Genomic DNA, 21,870 nt, shown 5'->3' on the forward strand with positions numbered 1-21,870 from the left:
GGTCACGTCGTCCCGGACTTCTCGCCCTTCTTCTGCTGCGCGTTGAACTCGGCGACATTGCGCTGATGTTCGGCGTAGTCGGCGGTGAAGCGGGTGTCGCCCGGCTTGACGGTGACGAAGTACAGCCAGTCGCCCGGCGTGGGACTGATCGCGGCGCGTACGGCGTCCTCGCCGGGGTTGGCGATCGGCGTGGGCGGCAGGCCCATGCGCTGGTAGGAGTTGTAGGGGCTCTCCAGCCGGGTGTCGGCCAGCGTGGTCCGCAGGGTGGAGCGGCCGAGCGCGTAGTTGATGGTCGAGTCCATCTGCAGCGGCATGCCGCGCTCCAGCCGGTTGAAGATCACCCGCGCCACCTTGCCCATGTCCTCCTTGGTCGACGCCTCGGCCTGGACGATGCTGGCGATGGTGACGGCCTGGTAGACGTTCATGGCGTTGCGCTGGGCACCGGCGGCGATGGGGGCTCCGTTGAACTTCTTGTTCGCCGTGTCGACCATGTACGTCAGCAGCGACTCGGGCGTCGCCTTCTCCTGGAGCGGATAGGTCGCCGGGAAGAGATAGCCCTCGGGGTTGCCCTCGGCGTCGTTCGGCAGCTTGAGGTTGGCCTTGGCCAGGGACTTCTTGGTGGTACCGGGCGGCAGTTCGAGGGCCTTGTCGACGGCAGCGTAGATCTGGCTCGCGCGCCAGCCCTCGGGGATCACCAGGGAGGTGGGCTTGGCCTGCTGCTCGCCACCCAGGGTCAGCAGCGGCACCGCCACGGCGGTGCCGGCCACGACGGCCCCGGTCGCGATGAGGACGATGCGGCCCCGGCGCGTCAGTCGGATCGAGCTCCGTGGCGGAGTGTTCATCTGCATGCGGGCACGGTAACCCGCGAATCCCCCCAAACCCGGCATATCTTCATCTTGTCGTCTCCAGTCGGGCGTCCCGTCGGACCAGTGCCGCATACCGTCCGTCGAGCTCCAGCAGCTCCTCGTGGGTGCCCTGTTCGGCCACCCGGCCGCCGTCGAGCACCACGATCTGGTCGGCACCCCGAACGGTGGACAGCCGGTGCGCGATGGTGAGTGTGGTGCGGTCGGCCGACAGCGCGTCGATGGCCTCCTGCACCGCCCGCTCCGTCCGGGTGTCCAGGGCGCTGGTCGCCTCGTCGAGGATCAGCACCGGCGGGTCGCGCAGGATGGTCCGGGCTATGGCGAGGCGCTGCTTCTCGCCGCCGGAGAAGCGGTGGCCGCGCTCGCCGACGACCGTGTCGTAGCCGTCGGGCAGGGCCGCGATGTGGTCGTGGATCTGCGCCGCCTTCGCCGCCGCGTGCAGCTCCTCGTCGGTGGCGTCGGGCTTGGCGAAGCGGAGGTTGTCGGCGACGGAGGCGTGGAAGAGGTACGTCTCCTGGGAGACGACGCCGACCGCCCGGGCGAGGGTGTCGAAGTCGAGGTCCCGCACATCGACCCCGTCGAGGGTGACCCGGCCGCCCGTCACGTCGTACAGCCGCGGCACCAGATGGCCGAGCGTGGACTTGCCCGCGCCCGTGGGCCCGACGACCGCGAGGCTGCCGCCGGCGGGGACGGTGATGTCGATGCCGTCGAGGACCGGTCCGCGCCGGTCGTCACCGTCGTAGCGGAACTCCACGTTCTCGAACCGGATCTCGCCCTTGATCCGGTCGAGACGGACCGGCCGCTCGCGCTCGGTGATGTCGATCGGCAGGTCCAGGTACTCGAAGATGCGCTGGAACAGCGCGAGCGAGGTCTGGATCTGCACCCCGGTGCCGAGCAGGCTGACGGTGGGGCGGAACAGACCCTGTTGCAGCGAGACGAAGGCGACGATCGTGCCCAGCGAGACATCGGGGCCGCCGAGGTGGAGGGCGAGACCGGCGGTCCAGTAGATGACGGCGGGCATGGCGGCCATGACGATCGTGATGACCGCCATCCGCCAGCGGCCCGCCATGTTCGAGCGGACTTCCAGTTCCACCAGGCGCTCGGACTCGTCCGCGAAGGTCTTGGTCAGCGACTCGGCGCGGCCCATGGTGCGGCCCAGCAGGATGCCGCTGACCGAGAGCGATTCGGTGACCGTGGCGGCCATCGCCGCCATCTGCTTCTGACGCTGGGTGGTGATCTTCTTGCGCTCGCTGCCCACACGTCTGCTGATCCAGACGAACAGCGGCAGCAGCGCCAGCGAGACGACCGTGAGACGCCAGTCCAGGGCGAGCATCGCGGCGACGGTGGCGATGACGCCGGTGAGGTTGGAGACCAGGGAGGTCGCCGTCGAGGTGACGGTGGCCTGCATACCGCCGATGTCGTTGGCGATGCGGGACTGGACCTCGCCGGTGCGCGTGCGTGTGAAGAAGGCGAGCGACATGCGCTGGAGGCGGCCGTAGACGGCGGTGCGCAGATCGTGCATCACGCGCTGGCCGACCGTGGTGGAGATCAGGGTCTGCAGCACGCCGAACACGCTGGTGAGCACGGCGCTGAGGATCATGCCGAGGGCGAGCAGGGTGAGCAGGCCGGTGCGCCGCTCGGGGATCGCCTCGTCCAGGATCGCCTTCAGCAGGAACGGCGTGGCGACCGAGACCAGCGAGGAGGCGCCGACCAGCAGGCCGACGACGGCCAGTCGGCCGCGGTACGGGCGGAAGAGCGCCAGGATGCGGCGCACTTGCCGGGGCTGCTCACCCGCGTCCGCGGGCGGCGTCCAGGTGGGTTCACGGTCGGGGTGCATGGGCTCCTACGGGATGGCTTCGACGACGGACACGGATCCTAGCTCATTGTTACCTATACTCACAATGAACGGCATCCTGATATTGTTCCCGCATGACCACCCCAGATTCCGAGGGCCTGCTGGCCGAGCAACTCCTGCGGCTCACGCGCCGGGTGCACCGCATTCAGAAGCGGCATCTGGAGCACCGGGATCTGGGCATCACCCCGGCGCAGTCCCGGCTGCTGCGCACCCTGGCCCACTTCGACTCCCCGCCCCGGATGGCGGATCTCGCCGAACGGCTCGAAGTGGTGCCCCGCGCGGTGACGACGCTGGTCGACGGGCTGGAGGCGAGCGGCAGGGTGCGGCGAGTGCCCGATCCGGCCAATCGCCGGGTGATCCGTATCGAGGTCACCGAGCGCGGGCGCGAGGCGCTGCGCGAGCTCCGCGAGGCGCGGCGGTCGGCGGCCGAGGAGATCCTGGCGCCGCTGACACCGGCGGAGCGGGCGGTGCTGCTGGCGTTGCTGGACACGCTGATCGACGGGGAGGCCGAAGGCGTGGGCGGTGGCGTCGGGGCACAGCGGTGCTGAGACGTTCGGGCTGCCGTCGCGGGTGAGGGGCGGGGAGGCGGGCGGCCCGCCGTCGCGGGTGAGCAGCAGGGGGGCGGTGCGTGCGTCGTGGGTGAGCAGCAGGGGGGCGGTGCGTGCGTCGCGGGTGGGGGCAGGCGGGCGGTACGTGCGTCGCGGGTGGGGGCAGGCGGGCGGTACGTGCGTCGCGGGTGGGGGCAGGCGGGCGGTACGTGCGCCGTGGGTGAGGGGCGGGGGCGCTGTGGAGTGCGCCCCTGCCCCCGCGGTCTCGGCGATGTCAGCAGCGCAGTCGGTCCTGGGTGAGGATTCCCTGAGCCGTCGTCAGCGTCCGGTCGTAGCAGCCTTCTGAGCCGTACAGCCGGTAGCGCTCGCTCGATGTGCCGACCGCGTGCCGCTGGTCGCGCGGCACGTTGATGGTGTACGTGGCGTCACCCGTGTAGGTGTCGTCGAGCCGTGACCAGGCGGTACGGGCCTCGCCTCGGGTCTCGGTGACCGTCGCCCGGTCGCCGAGGGTCAGCACGGTGCGCAGCCGGTCGGCGGCGCCGAGGGTGGTGGTGCCGTCCATCGTGTACGTCCGGTGCTCGCGGGTCGTGCGGGCCGGGCCCGGACCGTCGACGGTGCGCGTCTCGCGGTCCGTCCAGGTGGCGTCCAGCCCGTCCACGCTCTCCCCGTCGGTCCAGCGGTGCACCGAGGTGTTGGCCAGGGTGCGGGAGACGGTGGTGGTGACCCGGCCGTGCGAGGTGTCGAGGTAGCCGGTGACGGTGAGCGCGTGGCCGCCTCGGGTGTCGACGCGGTGCTCGGAACCGGGCGTGTACGTCGAGTCGTCGACGAGCTCGGTGGCCTTGACGGACGTCAGCGCGCCGGGGACATGGGCGCGGCCGGCGTCCTGCCAGACGAGGACGTTCACCGGTGTGCTCCAGCCGCTCTGTCCGGCGGGCACCCCGGCGACGGACACCTCGACGCGGTGCGGGCGGCCGTCGTTGAGGATCCCCGCGAACGGCGTCAGGTCGTACTGGATCGGCTTGATGTCGAAGGCGCGCGGCCCCGGCACGACGTACCAGAGGAAGGGGTTGGACCAGCCGCCCGTCCACACGGTCGGGAACGGGGCGGCGATGCCGGCCAGTCGGCCGTCGACACGGATCTGCACCTCGCGGTAGGGGCCGTCGTCCGCCTTGCAGGAGTACGGGGCGTCGGCGGGCACGGTCAGATACCAGTACTCCTCGCAGCCGCCGCCCGATCCGGTGGCGTACACCTCGGCGACGATGCGTTCGCTGTTGCGCGGGGTGGTGAGGGTGGTCCCGCCTGTGCCGTCCGTGCCGCCCTTGCCGTCCGTGAGCGTCAGGACCTGGTCGGGGACGCCGCGGGGCGCGGGGCCGGACGCGTGGAAGGTGAGGGTGACCTTGACGTCGATGACGCCGGTGTAGACGTCGTTGACGACGTTGCCGATCAGCATCTCCACGTCCCCCGCGGTGCGGAAGGTGTCGCTGTAGCGGGTGACGTCCTTCTCCACGGACCACTCGATGCCGTCCGGGGAGGGCTGCGGTGTCGAGGTGCGCAGGATCTCCACGCCGCCGACATGGACGTAGCCGAGACGGTCGTACTGCCGCCCCTTCACCTTGCCGTCGAGGCGCAGGACGACCTTGCTCCAGCGCTCGCCGCAGCCCTCGGGCGGGGCGTAGGCGCCCTTGTAGGGCGTGAAGTCGCGGAACTGTGCCTCGGCGAGGGTGACTTGGCAGGTCTTCCCGGCGGGCTCGGTCACGGGCGGGGCGGCGGTGACCGGGTCGTGCCAGTCGCTGCCGAACTCGGCGGGGACCTCGGCCGATCGCGCCGGGCCCGCCCCGAGGAGTACGCCCGCCAGGAGGGTCGCTCCTGTGAGCATGGACATGATGATCCGGTTTCTCATGTCCGGTGTTCTACGGGGAGTTGGGCGCGGCCGCAATGAGGCGTCCCCCGTGGCCCGGACCGTACCGGGCAGCGGGAAAAGCGCTTGCCATGCGTCGGCGAATGACGCGAACCTTGCACGGTTTGCTGCCGCGGGTCGGCGGTCGCGCCGCTGCCTCCGGTCGGTGGTCGGTGGTCGTCGCTCGCCGTCGGTCGCTGGTCGCCGGTCGGTGGTCGGCGGTCGGCGGTCGGCGGTTGTCGCTCGCCGCCGGTCGGCGGTCCCGCACACTCCTGTCACGAGCCACTGGGACGTCATGCAGATCCAAGACCTTCCGTATCCCGATCCCGGCGTTCCCGACGTACGCTCGGGGCCCCGGTTCCTGTGGTGGCTCGGCCGGAACCAGCTCGGCGGACAGCTGAAGTCGCTCGCCTGGGGGCTGCTGCACTTCCTGTCCGTCTCCGCGCTGCCGTTCTGCGTCGGCCTCGCCGTCGAGGCGGTCGTCGCGCGCTCCGGCACCCGGCTGGCCGCCGCCGGTGGACTGATGGCGCTTGCTTGCGCGGGCAACGCCATCGGCTCCACCGCCCTGCACCGCGCCGCCGTCACCAACTGGATCACCGCCGCCGCACGCGTCCAGCAGTTGCTGGCCCGCAAGGCCGCCCAGCTCGGCTCGGCGCTCACCCGGCGGGTGGCGGCCGGTGAGGTGGTGGCCGTCTCCACCGGTGACGTGGAGAAGATCGGCTGGTTCGTCGAGGCCATGTCCCGCTTCACCGCGGCCGCGCTCACCGTCGTGGCCGTCTGCGTCGGCCTCGCCGTCTACCAGCCGGCCCTCGGTGTGATCGTCGCCGTCGGCCTGCCCGTCCTGGCGCTCGCGGCACTGCCGTTGCTGCCACGGGCCACCCGGCGCGCCGACCAGCAGCGCGAGAAGGCCGGACGCGCCACCGAGCTCGCCTCGGACACCGTGGCGGGACTGCGCGTCCTGCGCGGCATCGGCGGCGAGGAACTGTTCCTGGAGCGCTACCGCCGTGCCTCGCAGGAGGTGCGCCACGCCGCCGTCCGCAGTGCCCGCATGTGGTCGCTGATCGCGGCCATCCAGGTGCTGCTGCCCGGCCTGCTGCTGATCGTGGTCGTCGCCTACGGCGTCCAGTTGGCCCGCGAGGGGCGGATCGCCGTCGGCGAACTCGTCACCGTCTACAGCTCCGTCATGCTCCTCACGTACCCGCTGCGGCACTTCGAGGAGATCGCGATGGCGTACTCCTTCTCCCAGCCCTCCGCACGCCGGGCCGCCCAGGTGCTGTCGCTGGAGCGGGCCACCGACACCGGCGGATCCCTCGCCGCCGATGTGCCGACCGGCGACCTGTACGACCCGGCGAGCGGTCTGCTCGCCCCCGAGGGCCGGCTCACCGCGGTCGTCTGCGGCGACCCCGACGCGGCGGGGCGCCTGGCCGAACGGCTGGGCGGGCATCCGAGCGAGCCCGGCACCTCGGTCCTGCTCGGCGGGGTGCCGCTGGACGACCTGCCGCTGGACACCGCCCGTACGGCCGTGCTGGTCCAGGACAAGGACCCGGTGCTGCTGTCCGGGACCTTGCGGGAGCTCCTCGACGTACCCGCCTCCGGCGCGGTCGACGCCCAGGAGGCGCTGGCCGCCGCCCAGTGCCAGGACGTACTGACCGCGCTCGTGCAGGGCTCGCTGGACACCGTGGACCCGATGGACGCCCGGATCACCGAACGCGGGCGCTCGCTGTCCGGCGGCCAGCGCCAGCGGCTCGCGCTCGCCCGGTCCCTGGTCACCGATCCCGAGGTCCTGGTCCTGGACGAACCCACCTCCGCCGTCGACTCGCACACCGAGGCACGGATCGCGCAGGGCTTGCGGGACCTGCGCGCCGGGCGCACGACGGTGGTGTTCACCTCCTCCCCGCTGCTGCTCGACCTCGCCGACCGGGTCGTCCTCGTCCACGACGGCGAGGTCGCGGCGGTGGGGCCGCACCGCGAGCTCGTGCACAAGGAACCCCGGTACCGCGCGGTGGTCACCCGCGAGACCGACGACGAACCGAACGCGGCTCCCCTGACGGACATCGCCGGTGGCGGAGCGCCGGACGAGGCCGCCGTGAGCGTTGCCCTGGAAGAGATCGAGGAGACGGCATGATCGGCGTCGCGCCACCGGCGTACGACCCGGCGGCCCCGACGACGGCCAGCACCCTGCCCGTCGGCGCCCCGGCCACCGTACGCGCCTACGTGAAGGAGATGTTCCGGCGGCACCGCCGTGCCTTCCTGCTGCTCACCGGGGCCAACACCGTCGCCGTGGTCACCTCCATTGTCGGGCCCTATCTGCTCGGCGACCTGGTGGAACGCGTCTCGGACGGAGCACGCGAGCTTCACCTGGGCCTGACCGCCTCGCTGTTCGTCGCCGCGCTCCTCGTCCAGGCCCTCTTCGTGCGCGAGGTGCGGCTGCGCGGGGCGATGCTGGGCGAGCGGATGCTGGCCGACCTGCGCGAGGACTTCCTGGTGCGGTCGGTCGGGCTGCCGCCCGGTGTCCTGGAGCGCGCCGGGACCGGTGACCTGCTGTCCCGGATCACCACCGACATCGACCGGCTCGCCAACGCCATGCGCGAGGCCGTTCCCCAGCTGGCCATCGGTGTCGTATGGGCGACGCTGCTGCTGGGCGGCCTGGTCGTGACGGCGCCGCCGCTCGCCGCCGCCGTGCTCGTCGCGGTGCCGCTGCTGTTGATCGGCTGCCGCTGGTACTTCAAGCGGGCGTCCGCCGCCTACCGGTCGGAGGCCGCCGGGTACGCCGCGGTGGCCGCCGCGCTCGCCGAGACCGTCGACGCCGGGCACACCGTCGAGGCACACCGCCTGGGCGAACGCCGGGTGGCGCTGTCCGACCAGAGGATCCGCGAGTGGACCGCCTGGGAGCGCTACACACTCTGGCTGCGGTCGGTGCTCTTCCCGGTCGTCGACGTCACCCATGTGACCGTGATGGGCTCGGTCCTGATGTTCGGCGGCGTGTTCGTCCTCCAGGGCTGGATCGGCGTCGGCCAGATGACGACCGGCGCGCTCATCGCCCAGATGCTGGTCGACCCCGTCGGCCTCATCCTGCGCTGGTACGACGAGTTGCAAGTGGCCCAGGTGTCGCTGGCCCGGCTCGTCGGCGTCCGGGACATCGAGCCCGACGCCGGTGACGACTCCGTCGCCCCGGTGGGGCGGGACGTGGACGCCGACCAGGTGCGTTTCGGCTACCGCGAGGGCGTGGACGTGCTGCGCGAGGTGTCCCTCTCCGTCGCCCCCGGCACCCGGCTGGCCCTCGTCGGGCCCTCCGGCGCGGGCAAGTCCACGCTGGGCCGGCTGCTCGCCGGGATCTACGCACCTCGGGCGGGCAGCGTCACCCTGGGCGGCGCCGAACTGTCCCGGATGCCCGCGGAACGCGTCCGCTCCCACGTGGCTCTGGTCAACCAGGAGCACCATGTGTTCGTCGGCTCCCTGCGCGACAACCTGCTGCTGGCCCTGCCGCAGGCGCGGACGGCGTCCGGTGGGGGGAGCGCTGCGCGCGGCGGGGAGGTGGCCGCCGTCGACGCCGAGCTGTGGGCGGCTCTCGCCGCCGTCGACGCGGACGGCTGGGCGCGGGCTCTCGACGACGGGCTGGACACCGAGGTCGGCTCGGGCGGCCACGCGCTCACCCCGGCCCAGGCCCAGCAGATCGCCCTGGCCCGGCTGGTGCTGGCCGACCCGCACACCCTCGTCCTGGACGAGGCCACGTCCCTGCTCGACCCACGGGCGGCGCGGGACCTGGAGCGGTCCCTGGCCCGCGTCCTGGACGGCCGCACGGTGGTGGCCATCGCCCACCGGCTGCACACCGCCCATGACGCCGACCTGATCGCCGTCGTCGAGAACGGCCGCATCAGCGAGCTGGGCAGCCACGACGATCTGGTCGCCGCCGACGGGGCGTACGCGGCGCTGTGGCGTTCCTGGCACGGGTGACGGGGCGGGGGCGCGGCGCCCCGCACCGACGGCGCTCTGCTCCCGACGGCGCTCTGCTCCCGTCGGCGCCTCGCCGCCCGCGCGCCGATCGGCCGTGAGGGCGCCGTGACGCCGCCGTCGGCCGGGGCGGCTCGCGGCCCGACGGACGCGGGAGCGGAGCCCGGGCGTGGGGGCCGGGGCCGTCGTGTCCCGGACCGCGTGGCGTTGCGCGGTTCCGAAAAAGGGTGGAAGTCTGGAAAGCGGCACCGGTCGCGGGAGCATCCGCCGCCCCGGTGACGCCGTGACGGCTCGGGCCCGCACCCGGCGCGACGACGACGCTCCGTGGCCCCTGGCCTCAGCGGCACCGTCCCCACCACCTGGAGGTACCCGTGAACAGCGCCGACGGATGGGGAGACGACGTCTACCAGCCCGACGCGTCCGACCAGCGCGAGGACACCGGGGTGCTCGACGCCGAGGACACCCTCGAGAACGACGGCGTCGGCGACCCCCTCGACCGTGGCTGGTCCCCTCCGGAGCGACCGTGGGCCGTGGAGCACACCGGCGTGACGGCCGCGGAGCGCGCCCAGGGCGAGAGCCTGGACCAGCGGCTGGCCGAAGAGGTACCGGACACGATGCCCGACGACGGGGACGGCATCGGCGACCGCGACAGCGACGGGGAGCTTCTGGACCACGAGGTCGGCGCGGTCCGCTCGGGCCGCCTGGTGGCCCCCGACGAAGGAGCGCACGAGGACGAGGAGAGCGCCCTGGTCGCCACCGACGTCGGCATCGACGGCGCGGCGGCCTCCGCCGAGGAGGCGGCCATGCACATCGTCGACGAGGAGGCCCTCTACGGCTGACCCCGTGCCCGCCCCTCCCCCGACGCCGAACCAGGAGCCTCCATGCAGCAGGACAAGCACCCCGAGTACCATCCCGTGGTCTTCCGCGACCGGGCCGCCGGATACGCCTTCCTCACCCGCTCCACCGCGAACAGCGACCAGACCATCGAGTGGGACGACGGCGAGACCTACCCCGTGGTGGACGTGGAGATCTCCTCCGAGAGCCACCCCTTCTACACGGGCAAGGCGCGCACGGTCGACTCCGAGGGCCGCGTCGCCCGCTTCGAGCGCCGGTACGGCGGCGGCGAGACCGGCGGTGCCGGCTGACCCGGACCGGGTCCGACGGACAGACCGGTTGCTTTCGGTCCCCGGCGGAGGAACGGCACCGACAGGCGGATCGCTCAGATGACGTTGAGCGCGGCCGCGCCGCCCAGCCCGCCGAGCACCATGAACGCCGGCATCAGCACCTTCAGCTCCACCCAGCTGCCCGCCCGGAACCGCAGGGCCTTGGGCGGTCCGACCGGGTACCAGCGCTTGCGGCCCACCGGGATCGGCCACAGGATCGGGCAGCCCGAGACGGTCAGCGCGTCCCCGATGTCGTGCACCAGCGCGCCGAGCACCACCGGCAGGCCCAGCCACAGATACTCCTGGCCCGGTGTCGTGAACAGCCAGTCCGCCCCGTTCCCCGGCTTGTCCAGCACCCCCGCCAGGATCCACGCGCTGGTCGCGGCCAGCAGCCACACCAGGACATCGCTGCTGGAGCCGCGGGCCGCCCGCCACAGCAGGCCCTCGATCGCCAGCACCATGTGGACGAAGAGGATCGCCAGGACCGCCCAGCGGCCGCCCGAGATCGCCAGCACCGAGGTGCCCGCGCCGATCAGCACCGCCCACAGCCAGGTGTGGGTCAGCGTGCGGTGGCCGCCCGAGCGGCGTGCGTCGCCCTGCTTGCGGGTCGCCTTGTAGACGGCGTAGGAGAGCTTGTCCACGATCTCGCACACACCCCGCGACAGCGGACCGAAGGCGCGCGAGATGGTGGCCGCCTTGTGGTCGAGGTCCGGGGCGAGCGCCGCTCCGGCGCAGATCAGGGAACCGACGAGGAGGACCGGCCAGGGCATCGTGTGCCCGGCCGCCGCGGCGGCCGCTCCGACGCCCAGCCAGGCCGCGGCGCCCGACAGTGAGTGTGCTGGTCCCATCATCGCCGTTGCCCGCCCCGTTCCTGGTGTGCCGCTGTGCAGTTGGCCACGTGGACTGACGCCACGTCGGCGACACAGCGTAGCGTTCGCGATCTTCGGACCGGCATCCGATTCCCGCATCGGGCCTCACGCCAGGCAAGATGGGGGCGTGACCCTCATCGATCAGCTCCCGCCGACCGCCGACCCCGACGCCCTCTACGAAGCCTTCGAGGCGTGGGCCCAGGAGCGGGGTCTCACGCTCTACCCCCATCAGGAGGAGGCGCTGATCGAGGTGGTGTCCGGCGCGAACGTGATCGTGTCGACGCCCACCGGCTCCGGCAAGAGCATGATCGCCGCGGGCGCCCACTTCGCCGCGCTCGCCCGTGACGAGGTCACCTTCTACACCGCCCCCATCAAGGCCCTGGTCTCGGAGAAGTTCTTCGAGCTCTGCAAGATCTTCGGCACCGAGAACGTCGGCATGCTCACCGGTGACGCCTCCGTCAACGCGGACGCTCCCGTGATCTGCTGCACCGCCGAGGTGCTCGCCTCGATCGCGCTGCGCGACGGCAAGCACGCCGACGTCGGCCAGGTCGTCATGGACGAGTTCCACTTCTACGCCGAGCCCGACCGTGGCTGGGCCTGGCAGATCCCGATCCTGGAGCTGCCGCAGGCGCAGTTCATCCTGATGTCCGCCACGCTCGGCGACGTCTCGATGTTCGAGAAGGACCTCACCCGGCGCACCGGCCGCCCCACCTCGGTGGTCCGTTCCGCGACCCGTCCGGTGCCGCTGTCCTACGAGTACCGCCGCACGCCGCTGACCGAGACGCTCACCGAGCTGCTCCAGACCCAGCAGGCGCCGGTGTACATCGTGCACTTCACCCAGGCGCAGGCCGTCGAGCGGGCGCAGGCGCTGATGAGCATCAACATGTGCTCCAAGGAGGAGAAGGAGCAGATCGCCGAACTGATCGGCAACTTCCGCTTCACCACCAAGTTCGGCCGCAACCTCTCCCGCTACGTCCGGCACGGCATCGGCGTCCACCACGCGGGCATGCTGCCCAAGTACCGGCGGCTGGTGGAGAAGCTGGCGCAGGCGGGCCTGCTGAAGGTCATCTGCGGCACCGACACCCTCGGCGTAGGTGTCAACGTCCCCATCCGCACCGTGCTGTTCACCGCGCTGACGAAGTACGACGGCAGCCGCGTGCGTACCCTGCGCGCCCGTGAGTTCCACCAGATCGCCGGCCGCGCCGGACGGGCCGGCTTCGACACGGCCGGCTTCGTGGTCGCCCAGGCCCCCGAGCACGTCATCGAGAACGAGAAGGCGCTCGCCAAGGCCGGCGACGACCCGAAGAAGCGGCGCAAGGTGGTGCGCAAGAAGGCGCCCGAGGGGTTTGTCGCCTGGAGCGAGGACACCTTCGAGAAGCTGATCGCCTCCGAGCCGGAGCCGCTCACCTCGCGGTTCCGGGTGACCCACACGATGCTGCTGTCCGTCATCGCGCGCCCCGGCAACGCGTTCGAGGCCATGCGGCATCTGCTGGAGGACAACCACGAGCCGCGCAAGCAGCAGCTGCGGCACATCCGGCGGGCCATCGCCATCTACCGCTCGCTGCTGGACGGCGGCATCGTGGAAAAGCTCGACGAACCCGACGCCGAGGGCCGCATCGTCCGTCTGACGGTCGACCTCCAACAGGACTTCGCGCTCAACCAGCCGCTGTCCACCTTCGCGCTGGCCGCGTTCGAACTCCTCGACCCCGAGTCGCCGTCGTACGCCCTGGACATGGTGTCCGTCGTGGAGTCCACCCTGGACGACCCGCGCCAGATCCTCGTCGCCCAGCAGAACAAGGCCCGCGGCGAGGCCGTGGCCGCGATGAAGGCGGACGGCGTCGAGTACGAGGAGCGCATGGAGCGCCTCCAGGACGTGACCTACCCCAAGCCGCTGGAGGAGCTGCTCTTCCACGCGTACAACACGTACCGCAAGAGCCACCCGTGGGTCGGTGACCATCCGCTGTCGCCCAAGTCGGTCATCCGGGACATGTACGAGCGGGCCCTGTCCTTCACGGAGCTGGTCTCCTACTACGAACTGGCCCGCACTGAGGGCATCGTGCTGCGCTACCTCGCCAGCGCCTACAAGGCTCTCGACCACAACATCCCCGACGACCTGAAGTCCGAGGACCTGGAAGACCTGATCGAGTGGCTCGGCGAGATGGTCCGGCAGGTCGACTCCAGCCTCCTGGACGAGTGGGAGCAGCTCGCCAACCCGGAGGAGATGACCGCCGAGGAGGCGCAGGAAAAGGCCGACGAGGTCAAGCCGGTCACGTCCAACGCACGTGCGTTCCGCGTCCTGGTGCGCAACGCCATGTTCCGCCGCGTGGAGCTGGCGGCCCTCGACCAGGTCGAGGAGCTGGGCGAGATGGACGCCGACTCCGGCTGGGACGCCGACGCCTGGGGCGAGGCGATGGACAAGTACTGGGACGAGTACGACGACCTCGGCACCGGCCCGGACGCCCGTGGTCCGAAGCTGCTCGTCATCGAGGAGGAGCCGCAGAACGGTCTCTGGCGCGTCCGGCAGATCTTCGACGACCCGAACGACGATCATGACTGGGGCATCAGCGCGGAGATCGACCTGGCGGCCTCCGACGCGGAGGGACGCGCGGTCGTCCGCGTGACCGACGTCGGTCAGCTGTGAGCGCAGGAGAGGCACACCGATGACGAACCCGGCCGAGAGACTTGTCGACCTGCTCGACCTGGAGCAGATCGAGGTCAACATCTTCCGCGGGCTCAGTCCCGACGAGTCCCTGCAGCGGGTCTTCGGCGGGCAGGTGGCGGGCCAGGCGCTGGTCGCCGCGGGCCGCACCACCGAGGGCGACCGGCCGGTGCATTCACTGCACGCGTACTTCCTGCGGCCCGGTCGTCCGGGCGTGCCGATCGTGTACCAGGTGGAACGGGTGCGGGACGGGCGGTCCTTCACGACCCGCCGGGTCACCGCCGTGCAGCAGGGCCGCACGATCTTCAATCTGACCGCCTCCTTTCACAAGCCTGAGGAAGGGAGCTTCGAGCACCAGCTGCCGCCGGCCCGCAAGGTCCCGGACCCGGAGTCCCTGCCGACGGTCGCGGACGAGATCCGGGAGCATCTGGGCGCGCTGCCCGAGCAGCTGGAGCGGATGGCTCGCCGTCAGCCCTTCGACATCCGCTATGTCGACCGGCTGCGCTGGACCAAGGACGAGGTCCAGGGCGCCGATCCGCGCAGCGCGGTGTGGATGCGCGCGGTGGGGCCGCTGGGCGACGATCCGCTGGTGCACACCTGCGCGCTGACGTACGCCAGTGACATGACCCTCCTGGACGCCGTGCGCATCCCCGTCGAACCCTTGTGGGGTCCCCGGGGCTTCGACATGGCGTCCCTGGACCACGCGATGTGGTTCCACCGGCCGTTCCGCGCCGACGAGTGGTTCCTCTACGACCAGGAGTCCCCGATCGCCACGGGCGGGCGGGGCCTCGCCCGTGGCCGGATCTACGACCTGGAGGGCCGGCTGCTCGTGTCGGTCGTCCAGGAAGGACTGTTCAGGGCGCTGGGCTAGGTCGTGTCCGCAAAGTCCCGTCGTCCGCCCGGAGGGCGGGCCCCGCGGCGTCTGGTGCGTGCTCTCGGCGTGCCGGGTGGAAGCCCTCGTACTGGACGTACTTGGGCTTTCTCCCGGTGCGGCGAGAGCGCGTGCCAGGCGTCGCGGGGCAGGCTGGACTTTGCGGACACGGCCTAGGCCCGTTCCTCAGGGCCGTTGCGGGACGGGTGCGGAGCGCCGGCCCCGCCTCCGCGCGCGGCGCAGCCGACCCAGCAGTCCCGTCCGAGTGCGGGTCGGCGGGTTCGGGGGCGTATGCCGTTCCGACTGAGGCGCGGCAGTGTCTCGGGGCGTGGGGTGGTGCGGAGCCGGCGCGGGAGCAGCGGCTCCGGGTGTGCGCTGTTCCTGCGGTGGCGCGGCAGCGGTGGGCCGGGGTGCCGGGCGCGGGGCCGGCCGGTTGCCGCGGGCCTCCGCCAGGGCCGCGGTCAGCTCGGAGCCGAGCCAGGCGATCTCGTGCGGGTCGTCGGCCGTCATGATCCGCTCGGCGGTCTGCGCGGCCGGGGAACCCGGTGCGCCGTGGGTGGCGCGCTCGGGGCGGAAGCGGTTCACATAGGACCGTTCCCAGGGGTCCGTGACGAGCTCCGCGACCGCCGCCGGAGCGAGCAGCGACGCCAGTGCTCCGGCGCGCTGCCAGGGGTCTCCCGTCTGACGGAGCAGGAACCCCAGATGACGTGCCCGCCAGTTGCGGGCCCGCAGGTCGACACCCGCGTCGACCTGGCCCCGCAGTCCTTCGGGCAATCGCCCTTTCAGCAGGGTGGTGTTGTTCTCGTCGGCGGCGAACTCCTCCAGTTCCGCGGCGAGGTAGAGCCAGACCACGGCCCGGTAGCGGTTCAGATAGAACCGCACGGGCGTGATGAGCCCGAGGCGGGCGAGCCGGGTGAACCGGGTCGCGGGGATCTCCATGAGGGCGGCGCCGGCACGGGTGCCGACGACGCGCACACTCTCCTGGAGGCCCTGGGGGAAGTCCGGTCGGGCGCGCAGGCGGTCGATCTCGGTGTGCGGGACGCGACGGCCCCCGCCGCCCTCGTCGGGCACGGTGCGCATACGGCCGAGGTGCACGGCCAGGTCGAACTCGCTGCGCCTGAGGCCCAGTTCACGGGCGGCGCGGCCCGGGGTGCGGGTCTGCCGGTCGGGTCGCGTGAGGGTGTCGCCTGACATGTCGGTCTCCCCCGTGGAGTCGGTGGCTCACGCTCTGTGCGTGGCCGGTGGAAAGACCGTAGCCGCCGCGGCCGATCTCGTGGGGAGCCTGTGGATAACTTCGCGGGGGTCGACAAACCGCTGGTCAAAGGTCCATGTTCGGGGTCTGTTCGGGTTTGCGGGCGTCCACGGCGAGGTGCTCGCCGACCCGGTTGACGAGCAGCGTCATCTCGTAGGCGATCTGACCGATGTCGGCCTCGGCGCCGCTGAGGACGCACAGGCAGCTTCCGCTGCCGGCGGCGGTGACGAACAGCACCGCGTCGTCGAACTCGACCATCGTCTGCCGGACCTGCCCGGCACCGAAGTGGCGTCCCGAGCCCTTGGCGAGGCTGTGCAGTCCGGAGGCCACGGCGGCGAGGTGCTCGGCGTCCTCGCGTCGCAGCCCGGTGCTCGCGCCGGTCACCAGCCCGTCGTTGGACAGCACCAGTGCGTGCCGCACATGGTCGACGCGCTCGGTCAGGTCGTCCAGCAGCCAGCCGAGTCCCTGGTTGTGGGCCATGTTCCGCTCTCCCCGTGTGACGTATCCCCCGTGTCGGAGGACCCTTTGCCAGCCTTCCCCACGAGCGGGCCGCCGGGCAAGGAGAACGGGCCCATGGCGGCGAAGATGACCGACGGCGACCGTCCGCCGTACGGCTTCGGGACAGGCCGGGCGGCCGCCTTCGGTGACGGGGACGGGTCGTCACGGGTCACCCCACGGAGTCGAGCAGCCGGGCGGCGTGCATCCGACCCGCGTACTCGACGAGACTGATCAGTACCTCCTTGCCGGAGTCCCGGTCGCGGGCGTCGCAGAGGACGACCGGTGTGCCCTGGTCGAGGTCGAGGGCGCGCGTCACATCGGCGACGGCGTAGGAGCGCGCTCCGGCGAAGCAGTTGACGGCCACCACGAACGGGATGTGCCGATGCTCGAAGTAGTCGACGGCGGGGAAGCAGTCCTCCAGGCGCCGGGTGTCGGCGAGCACCACCGCGCCCAGGGCGCCCTGCGCCAGTTCGTCCCACAGGAACCAGAACCGGTCCTGGCCCGGAGTGCCGAACAGATAGAGGGAGAGCCCGGAGCGGATGGTGATACGGCCGAAGTCCATGGCGACGGTGGTGGTGACCTTCTGGTCGACGCCGTCGGTGTCGTCCACCAACTGGCCTGCCTGGCTGAGCAGTTCCTCGGTGCGCAGCGGCCTGATCTCGCTGACCGCGCCGACCAGGGTGGTCTTGCCCACGCCGAATCCTCCGGCGACCAGAATCTTCAGGGCCAGGGCGGCTGTCTCGTCGCCCGTGGCGTCGGAGTGCTCGGAGACCATGGATCACTTCTCTCGGGAGTGCCGGAACGGTCGACGTGGGGGAACGGGGCGCCGGGACGACGGTGCGTCGGGGGCGTGTGAAGTCGGTGAGGCACGGCGGGCGTTGGAGCGGTCGGACCGACCTGCCGGTGTGGTCACAGGGCTCTCAAGCCTTCGATCACCTCGCGCAGGATCCGTTCGTCGGGTAGCTGCGCGAGGGGTACGGGGCGGGTGACGGTGACGCAGCCGAGTTCCAGGAGGTCGCCGAGGAGTACCCGTACCACGCCGACGGGCAGGTCGGCGTCGGCGGCGAGTTCGGCGACGGACTGGGTCTCCGTGCGGCACAGGTCGATCAGCGTCCGGTGCTCGGGGCCGAGCGCGGTGTCGTCCTCGACGACGGGTGCGCCGGGGTCGAGGGTGACGAGGGCGATGAGGTCGAAGCGGACTCCGGTGGGGCCGGGCCGGGTGCGGCCGCCGGTCATGGCGTAGGGGCGGACGAGCGGCCCGGCCTCGCCGTCGTACCACTGGCTGCCCGGTTCGATCGGGGCGGTGCCCCAGGTGTCGTCGGTCATCGTCGCGGACCGCCTTCTCCACTCATCTCGCGGCGGGCGGTCGCGCGGTGACGCGCGGCGGTGTGTACAGGTGCTCGCCGACGCGCCGGACCAGGCGGGCCATCTCGTAGGCCACCAGGCCGATGTCGGCGGTCACGGCGGTGAGCAGCGCGAGGCAGGAGCCGTCGCCCGCGGCGGCCACGAACAGGAAGCCGTCGTCCATCTCGACCATGGTCTGGCGCACTCCTCCGGCGCCGAAGTGCCGGCCCGCTCCCTTGGCGAGGCTGTGGAAGCCCGAGGAGACCGCGGCGAGGTGTTCGGCGTCCTCGCGGCTGAGGTCGCTGGAGGCACCCACGGCGAGTCCGTCGTTGGACAGCACCACCGCGTGCCGCACCTCGTGCACGCGCGCCACCAGGTCGTCCAGCAACCAGTCCAGTTCGCCGTTGCGCTGGGCGGTGCCTCTGTGCGGATCCTGGATCATGCGGGGTCTCCTTCGCTGCTGTCGCGGGGTGCCCGGCCCATGGGGGTGGCGCCGCGTCCGGGTTGTCTGCCGCCGCCGCGCGCCCAGCCGTCGCGGTAGGCGGTCATGCGGTCCCGGACGAGTTCGGGGGTGCGGTGGTCGTCGGGGCGAGGTCCGGGCGGGGCCTCCTCGGGGCGGACCTGGCGCAGTTGCGGGGCGAGGGATGCCTGGCGGACCCGGCGGGGGAGGTCGTCAGGCGGTTCGGTGGGTTCGGGAGCGCGGTGCGGATGCAGGGCGGTCACCCCCGGCGGTGTGTGGGTGGCGGTCGGGGCGGGGGCGGCCAGTGCCGGACGGTCGGCGGGGTGGGGGACGGCCTCCTGGTTCCGGGGGCCCGCGGGCACGCGCGCGTAGGCGGCGGCCTGGCTCCCGGTGACGGTGGCGCGCTCGGCGGGTCGGGGCGCGGGGGTGCCTTCGACGGTCTGGGCGCGGGAACGTTCCGTCGCCTCGGTGTGCAGGAGTGCCACGGGCAGCAGGACGACGGCGGTGGTGCCGCCGTAGGGCGAGGGCCTGAGGTGGACCTTGATGTCGTGCCGGGCCGCGAGTCTGCTCACCACGAACAGTCCCAGCCGGTCGCTGTCGAAGAGGTCCAGCGCCTCGGACTGCGCGATCCGCCGGTTGGCCTGGGCGAGGGTCTCCTTGCCCATGCCGAGCCCGCGGTCCTCGATCTCGATGGCGTAGCCGTTGCCGACGGGTTCACCGGTGACGCGCACGCGCGTGTGGGGCGGCGAGAACTGGGCCGCGTTCTCGATGAGCTCGGCGAGCAGGTGGGTGAGGTCGGCGACGGCCGCGCCGACGACGGACGCCTCGGGCAGATGCCGTACCTCCACGCGCGCGTAGTCCTCGACCTCGGAGACGGCCGCGCGGACGACGTCGGTCAGGGAGACGGGCATGCGCCAGGCCCGGCCAGGGGCGGCACCGGAGAGGATGATCAGGCTCTCGGCGTGGCGCCGCATACGGGTGGTGAGGTGGTCCAGGCGGAAGAGGTCGCTCAGTTCGTTCGGGTCGTCCGAGCGGCGTTCCATGCTGTCGAGCAGGCTGAGCTGGCGGTGGACCAGGATCTGACTGCGCCGGGCGAGGTTGACGAAGACACCGGAGATGCCGCTGGCCAGCTCGGCGCGTTCCACCGCCGCGCGCAGGGCGGCCCGGTGGACGGTGCCCAGGGCCTCGGCGACCTGTCCTGTCTCGTCCTCGGCCGGCGGGCCGGGCGGGGCCTCCGCGCGGACGTCGATCTCCTCGCCCGCGCGCAGCTTGCGCATGGCGTCGGGAAGTTTGCGCCGGGCGATGTCCAGAGCGCTGTTGCGCAGACTGACCAGTTCGACGACCAGAGCACGGCCGATGCGCACCGAGATGACCAAGGACGCGGCGACGGCGGCCAGACCGAACAGCACCGCCGCGCCGGCCGGGGTGAGCAGCCCTCGGGCGAAGGGGTCCGCGCGGTCGGCGGCGTCCCGCGCCGCGTCCTGTTCGATGGAGCGCATCGTGTGCTGCACGCGCGCGTGGGCGACGTTCCAGGATGCCTCGGGTGCCGCGTCGACGGCCTTGGCGCCCGGCGTGGCGGTCAGGACCCTGTCCTCCGCGGTGGTGAGCCTGGCGTAGGCGTCGGTGTCGGCGAGTTCGCGCCAGGCGGTGCTTTCGGGGCCGCGCAGATCGGCGACCGCGGACTCGGTGAGGGTGCGCCGGAGGTCCACGGCTCCGGTGAACAGGCGCAGCCGCTCACCGGAGAGGCCGCCCGCCAGGCGCGCCGCGGCCAGCAGCGCGTCCTCGCGGGCCAGTGCCTCGCCCGCGCGGGAGAACTCCAGCAGCACGCGCGCGTGGGAGCCGAGTTCGGCGTCCTGGATGCCACTGAGGGCACCGCCCACGGCGAAGGCGTCGGCGATGGTGCGGGTGTAGCGCGCGTAGGTCTCCTGCCAACCGGCGCGTCCCTCGTCCAGCTCGGTGCGCACAGCGCGCAGCCCCTCGGCGCCGGTGACGAAGGCTTCCAGGCGGCGGGCGACTTGGGCGGGCAGTTCCTGGCCGTCGGCGACGGTGTTGCGGTCCCCGAGCCGCAGCCGGGCCACCGCCCGGTCCGTGGTCCGGGCGAGCCTGTCGAGGTCGCCGCCCCGGCCGGCGGACGGGTCGGTCGCGTGGCGCACCGCCACGGCACGCTCCGCCTGCAGCGCGGCGACGGCGGCCGCGACGGGGGTACGGACCTCGGCGTCGACGCGCTGCAACTGCCGTAGCCGGGCGACGTCCTGGGCGGTGGTGACGGTGGCGTACGCCCACAGGGCGAGTAGCGACACGACCGGCACCATCAGCAGGCAGACGATCTTGGCGCGTACGGTGCGCGGGCGCAGGCGTCGGCGCCCCGCGCGCGTGAGCGCCGCGTGCGGCGGGCCGACTGCGCCTTCGGTGTCCAGCGGGCCGCTCGCGGTGTCGCCGTCCAGCCGTCCGACCGTGTGGCCGGGGTCCAGCGGGTCGTCCGTGGTGCCGGCGTCGAGCGGGCCGGGCGTGGGATCGGTGTGCGGCGGATCGGCCGTGGCGGAGGTGTGCGGCGGATCGGCCGCGGCGGAGGTGTGCGGCCGGTCGTCCATGGGTGCGGCGTACGGACTTCCGTCCATGGGGTCCGAGTACGGCGTGCCGAAGGCGGGCCCGGCGGGGTCCTCGTCGGCCGGTCGTCCGGCGTGGGCGCGGCGGCCGCGCGTCGGTGGGGGCGGCGACGGGGTGCCTGCCCTGGGGGTGCTGCGGGGTGTACGCATGGCGTCCTCGCTCGGAAAGGGGGGTCGGGGTGGCGCGCGCTGTCAGCGGGCGAGTTCCACCGGCCGCTGGGCCGAGGCGGTCGCCTCGCGCTCCCCCGCTGTCGGGGAGAGGGCGACGAAGGCCGAGGTCAGGAAGAGGTAGGACCCGAGGCCGACGGCGAGGGGGAAGATGAACTGCATCGCCGTGGCCCCGGCCAGTACCTCGCCGGAGGGCGTGACACGTACGTCCACCGCGAACATGGCGGTGTAGTGCATGCTGCTGACCGCCGCGCCCATGACGAGCGAGGCGACGCTGACCGCCAGGGGCGACTTGATGTTCAGGGCCGCCCACAGGGCCGCCGTCGCCGCGACCACGGCGATCAGCACCGACAGCGCGACCATGACCGGGTCGTACGTCACGTCCCCGTGCAGTCGCACGGCCGCCATGCCCAGATAGTGCATGCTCGCCACACCGAGGCCGGTGGTCAGGCCGCCGATCAGCAGCGCGCGGCCGCGGTCACGGCCGTAGCCGACCGCGAAGACGCCGGCGCTGACGACGAGCATGGCGACGAGCAGGCTGAGGATGGTCAGCGGTACGTCGTAGCGGATGTCGGTGCCGTGGACGCCGAAGCCGAGCATGGCCACGAAATGCATGGTCCAGATGCCCGTACCGATGGCCGAGGCGGCGGTCAAGAGCCAATTGCGGCGCGAGCGTCCGGTCGCACCGAGGGCGCGCACGGTGCACCGCAGCCCGAGTGCGGCTCCGATGCAGGCCATCGCGTACGACAGCACGGGGGTCAGCCAGCCGAAGGTGGCGTGGTCCAGGTGTCCCATGGCCCCGGGACGCTAGCCGTGGCACGGGCGCACAAAGGGGGCGCATTTCGAAAGGTGCTGGAATATGACGG

At 72.3% G+C, this 21,870-nt stretch carries 18 protein-coding genes; 7 read left to right on the forward strand and 11 right to left on the reverse strand.

Annotated features, from left to right (window positions below):
- Positions 1–2: 2 nt before the first annotated feature.
- Positions 3–848 (reverse strand): endolytic transglycosylase MltG, encoded by an 846-nt coding sequence (gene mltG, locus ACSU6M_RS04300; protein WP_437067181.1) that lies wholly within the window; start codon positions 846–848, stop codon positions 3–5.
- A 43-nt stretch (positions 849–891) separates the two neighbouring features.
- On the reverse strand, positions 892–2,700 hold the full coding sequence (locus ACSU6M_RS04305; protein WP_437067183.1) for an ABC transporter ATP-binding protein: 1,809 nt from the start codon (positions 2,698–2,700) through the stop codon (positions 892–894).
- Positions 2,701–2,792: 92 nt separating this feature from the next.
- Here ACSU6M_RS04305 and ACSU6M_RS04310 point away from each other — a divergent pair, with 92 nt between their 5' ends.
- Positions 2,793–3,266: a MarR family winged helix-turn-helix transcriptional regulator gene (locus ACSU6M_RS04310; protein ID WP_437067184.1), complete on the forward strand. Its 474-nt coding sequence runs from the start codon at positions 2,793–2,795 to the stop codon at positions 3,264–3,266.
- A 274-nt stretch (positions 3,267–3,540) separates the two neighbouring features.
- Here the strand turns inward: ACSU6M_RS04310 and ACSU6M_RS04315 are convergent, their stop codons facing one another.
- Positions 3,541–5,166 carry a peptide-N4-asparagine amidase gene (locus tag ACSU6M_RS04315; protein WP_437067187.1) on the reverse strand — a complete coding sequence of 542 codons (1,626 nt, stop codon included), beginning with the start codon at positions 5,164–5,166 and terminating at the stop codon, positions 3,541–3,543.
- Positions 5,167–5,458: 292 nt separating this feature from the next.
- Between ACSU6M_RS04315 and ACSU6M_RS04320 the strand changes: the two genes are divergently transcribed.
- The 4 genes from ACSU6M_RS04320 (at position 5,459) to ACSU6M_RS04335 (ending at position 10,259) form a co-directional block, all read left to right on the forward strand.
- Positions 5,459–7,288, forward strand: a complete 1,830-nt coding sequence (locus ACSU6M_RS04320) for an ABC transporter ATP-binding protein (protein ID WP_437067189.1) — start codon at positions 5,459–5,461, stop codon at positions 7,286–7,288.
- Positions 7,285–9,117 (forward strand): ABC transporter ATP-binding protein, encoded by a 1,833-nt coding sequence (locus tag ACSU6M_RS04325; RefSeq protein ID WP_437067191.1) that lies wholly within the window; start codon positions 7,285–7,287, stop codon positions 9,115–9,117. Before ACSU6M_RS04320 ends, ACSU6M_RS04325 begins: the two co-directional genes overlap by 4 nt.
- Positions 9,118–9,485: 368 nt before the next feature.
- Positions 9,486–9,953 (forward strand): DUF5709 domain-containing protein, encoded by a 468-nt coding sequence (locus tag ACSU6M_RS04330; protein WP_437067192.1) that lies wholly within the window; start codon positions 9,486–9,488, stop codon positions 9,951–9,953.
- A gap of 42 nt (positions 9,954–9,995) precedes the next feature.
- Positions 9,996–10,259 carry a type B 50S ribosomal protein L31 gene (locus ACSU6M_RS04335; RefSeq protein WP_437067194.1) on the forward strand — a complete coding sequence of 88 codons (264 nt, stop codon included), beginning with the start codon at positions 9,996–9,998 and terminating at the stop codon, positions 10,257–10,259.
- Positions 10,260–10,333: 74 nt separating this feature from the next.
- Here ACSU6M_RS04335 and ACSU6M_RS04340 read toward each other — a convergent pair whose 3' ends face one another.
- Entirely contained in the window at positions 10,334–11,128 is a 795-nt protein-coding gene (locus ACSU6M_RS04340) for a metal-dependent hydrolase (protein WP_437067196.1), read from the reverse strand.
- 145 nt (positions 11,129–11,273) lie between these two features.
- Here ACSU6M_RS04340 and ACSU6M_RS04345 point away from each other — a divergent pair, with 145 nt between their 5' ends.
- Together ACSU6M_RS04345 and ACSU6M_RS04350 are read left to right on the forward strand one after the other, a co-directional pair.
- Positions 11,274–13,787 carry a DEAD/DEAH box helicase gene (locus ACSU6M_RS04345; protein WP_437067198.1) on the forward strand — a complete coding sequence of 838 codons (2,514 nt, stop codon included), beginning with the start codon at positions 11,274–11,276 and terminating at the stop codon, positions 13,785–13,787.
- 19 nt (positions 13,788–13,806) lie between these two features.
- Positions 13,807–14,676 carry an acyl-CoA thioesterase gene (locus ACSU6M_RS04350; RefSeq protein ID WP_437067200.1) on the forward strand — a complete coding sequence of 290 codons (870 nt, stop codon included), beginning with the start codon at positions 13,807–13,809 and terminating at the stop codon, positions 14,674–14,676.
- Positions 14,677–14,862: 186 nt separating this feature from the next.
- Here ACSU6M_RS04350 and ACSU6M_RS04355 read toward each other — a convergent pair whose 3' ends face one another.
- From ACSU6M_RS04355 to ACSU6M_RS04385, 7 genes are all read right to left on the reverse strand, one after another.
- Entirely contained in the window at positions 14,863–15,870 is a 1,008-nt protein-coding gene (locus ACSU6M_RS04355; RefSeq protein ID WP_437067202.1) for a DUF6397 family protein, read from the reverse strand.
- 124 nt (positions 15,871–15,994) lie between these two features.
- Positions 15,995–16,408 carry a roadblock/LC7 domain-containing protein gene (locus ACSU6M_RS04360; RefSeq protein WP_437067204.1) on the reverse strand — a complete coding sequence of 138 codons (414 nt, stop codon included), beginning with the start codon at positions 16,406–16,408 and terminating at the stop codon, positions 15,995–15,997.
- A 187-nt stretch (positions 16,409–16,595) separates the two neighbouring features.
- Positions 16,596–17,201 (reverse strand): GTP-binding protein, encoded by a 606-nt coding sequence (locus ACSU6M_RS04365; RefSeq protein WP_437067206.1) that lies wholly within the window; start codon positions 17,199–17,201, stop codon positions 16,596–16,598.
- A 134-nt stretch (positions 17,202–17,335) separates the two neighbouring features.
- Positions 17,336–17,752 carry a DUF742 domain-containing protein gene (locus tag ACSU6M_RS04370; protein WP_437067207.1) on the reverse strand — a complete coding sequence of 139 codons (417 nt, stop codon included), beginning with the start codon at positions 17,750–17,752 and terminating at the stop codon, positions 17,336–17,338.
- Between the two features lie 22 nt (positions 17,753–17,774).
- Positions 17,775–18,212, reverse strand: a complete 438-nt coding sequence (locus ACSU6M_RS04375) for a roadblock/LC7 domain-containing protein (RefSeq protein WP_437067209.1) — start codon at positions 18,210–18,212, stop codon at positions 17,775–17,777.
- Entirely contained in the window at positions 18,209–20,986 is a 2,778-nt protein-coding gene (locus ACSU6M_RS04380; RefSeq protein ID WP_437067211.1) for a sensor histidine kinase, read from the reverse strand. The genes ACSU6M_RS04375 and ACSU6M_RS04380 overlap by 4 nt, the downstream gene beginning before the upstream one ends.
- A gap of 42 nt (positions 20,987–21,028) precedes the next feature.
- Positions 21,029–21,799 (reverse strand): MHYT domain-containing protein, encoded by a 771-nt coding sequence (locus ACSU6M_RS04385; protein WP_437067213.1) that lies wholly within the window; start codon positions 21,797–21,799, stop codon positions 21,029–21,031.
- Between the last annotated feature and the right edge of the window lie 71 nt (positions 21,800–21,870).

Source organism: Streptomyces sp. enrichment culture, assembly GCF_964272895.1.
Lineage (GTDB): Bacteria > Actinomycetota > Actinomycetes > Streptomycetales > Streptomycetaceae > Streptomyces.

Bases quoted from the DNA above. Each gene is read 5' to 3' on its own strand.
- ACSU6M_RS04305 (WP_437067183.1), bottom strand. From the start codon at position 2,700: ATGCACCCCGACCGTGAACCCACCTGGACGCCGCCCGCGGACGCGGGT.
- ACSU6M_RS04365 (WP_437067206.1), bottom strand. From the start codon at position 17,201: ATGGTCTCCGAGCACTCCGACGCCACGGGCGACGAGACAGCCGCCCTG.
- ACSU6M_RS04350 (WP_437067200.1), top strand. From the start codon at position 13,807: ATGACGAACCCGGCCGAGAGACTTGTCGACCTGCTCGACCTGGAGCAG.
- ACSU6M_RS04380 (WP_437067211.1), bottom strand. From the start codon at position 20,986: ATGCGTACACCCCGCAGCACCCCCAGGGCAGGCACCCCGTCGCCGCCC.
- ACSU6M_RS04385 (WP_437067213.1), bottom strand. From the start codon at position 21,799: ATGGGACACCTGGACCACGCCACCTTCGGCTGGCTGACCCCCGTGCTG.
- ACSU6M_RS04335 (WP_437067194.1), top strand. From the start codon at position 9,996: ATGCAGCAGGACAAGCACCCCGAGTACCATCCCGTGGTCTTCCGCGAC.
- ACSU6M_RS04370 (WP_437067207.1), bottom strand. From the start codon at position 17,752: ATGACCGACGACACCTGGGGCACCGCCCCGATCGAACCGGGCAGCCAG.
- ACSU6M_RS04375 (WP_437067209.1), bottom strand. From the start codon at position 18,212: ATGATCCAGGATCCGCACAGAGGCACCGCCCAGCGCAACGGCGAACTG.
- ACSU6M_RS04320 (WP_437067189.1), top strand. From the start codon at position 5,459: ATGCAGATCCAAGACCTTCCGTATCCCGATCCCGGCGTTCCCGACGTA.
- ACSU6M_RS04325 (WP_437067191.1), top strand. From the start codon at position 7,285: ATGATCGGCGTCGCGCCACCGGCGTACGACCCGGCGGCCCCGACGACG.
- ACSU6M_RS04360 (WP_437067204.1), bottom strand. From the start codon at position 16,408: ATGGCCCACAACCAGGGACTCGGCTGGCTGCTGGACGACCTGACCGAG.
- mltG (WP_437067181.1), bottom strand. From the start codon at position 848: ATGCAGATGAACACTCCGCCACGGAGCTCGATCCGACTGACGCGCCGG.
- ACSU6M_RS04355 (WP_437067202.1), bottom strand. From the start codon at position 15,870: ATGTCAGGCGACACCCTCACGCGACCCGACCGGCAGACCCGCACCCCG.
- ACSU6M_RS04340 (WP_437067196.1), bottom strand. From the start codon at position 11,128: ATGATGGGACCAGCACACTCACTGTCGGGCGCCGCGGCCTGGCTGGGC.
- ACSU6M_RS04310 (WP_437067184.1), top strand. From the start codon at position 2,793: ATGACCACCCCAGATTCCGAGGGCCTGCTGGCCGAGCAACTCCTGCGG.
- ACSU6M_RS04315 (WP_437067187.1), bottom strand. From the start codon at position 5,166: ATGAGAAACCGGATCATCATGTCCATGCTCACAGGAGCGACCCTCCTG.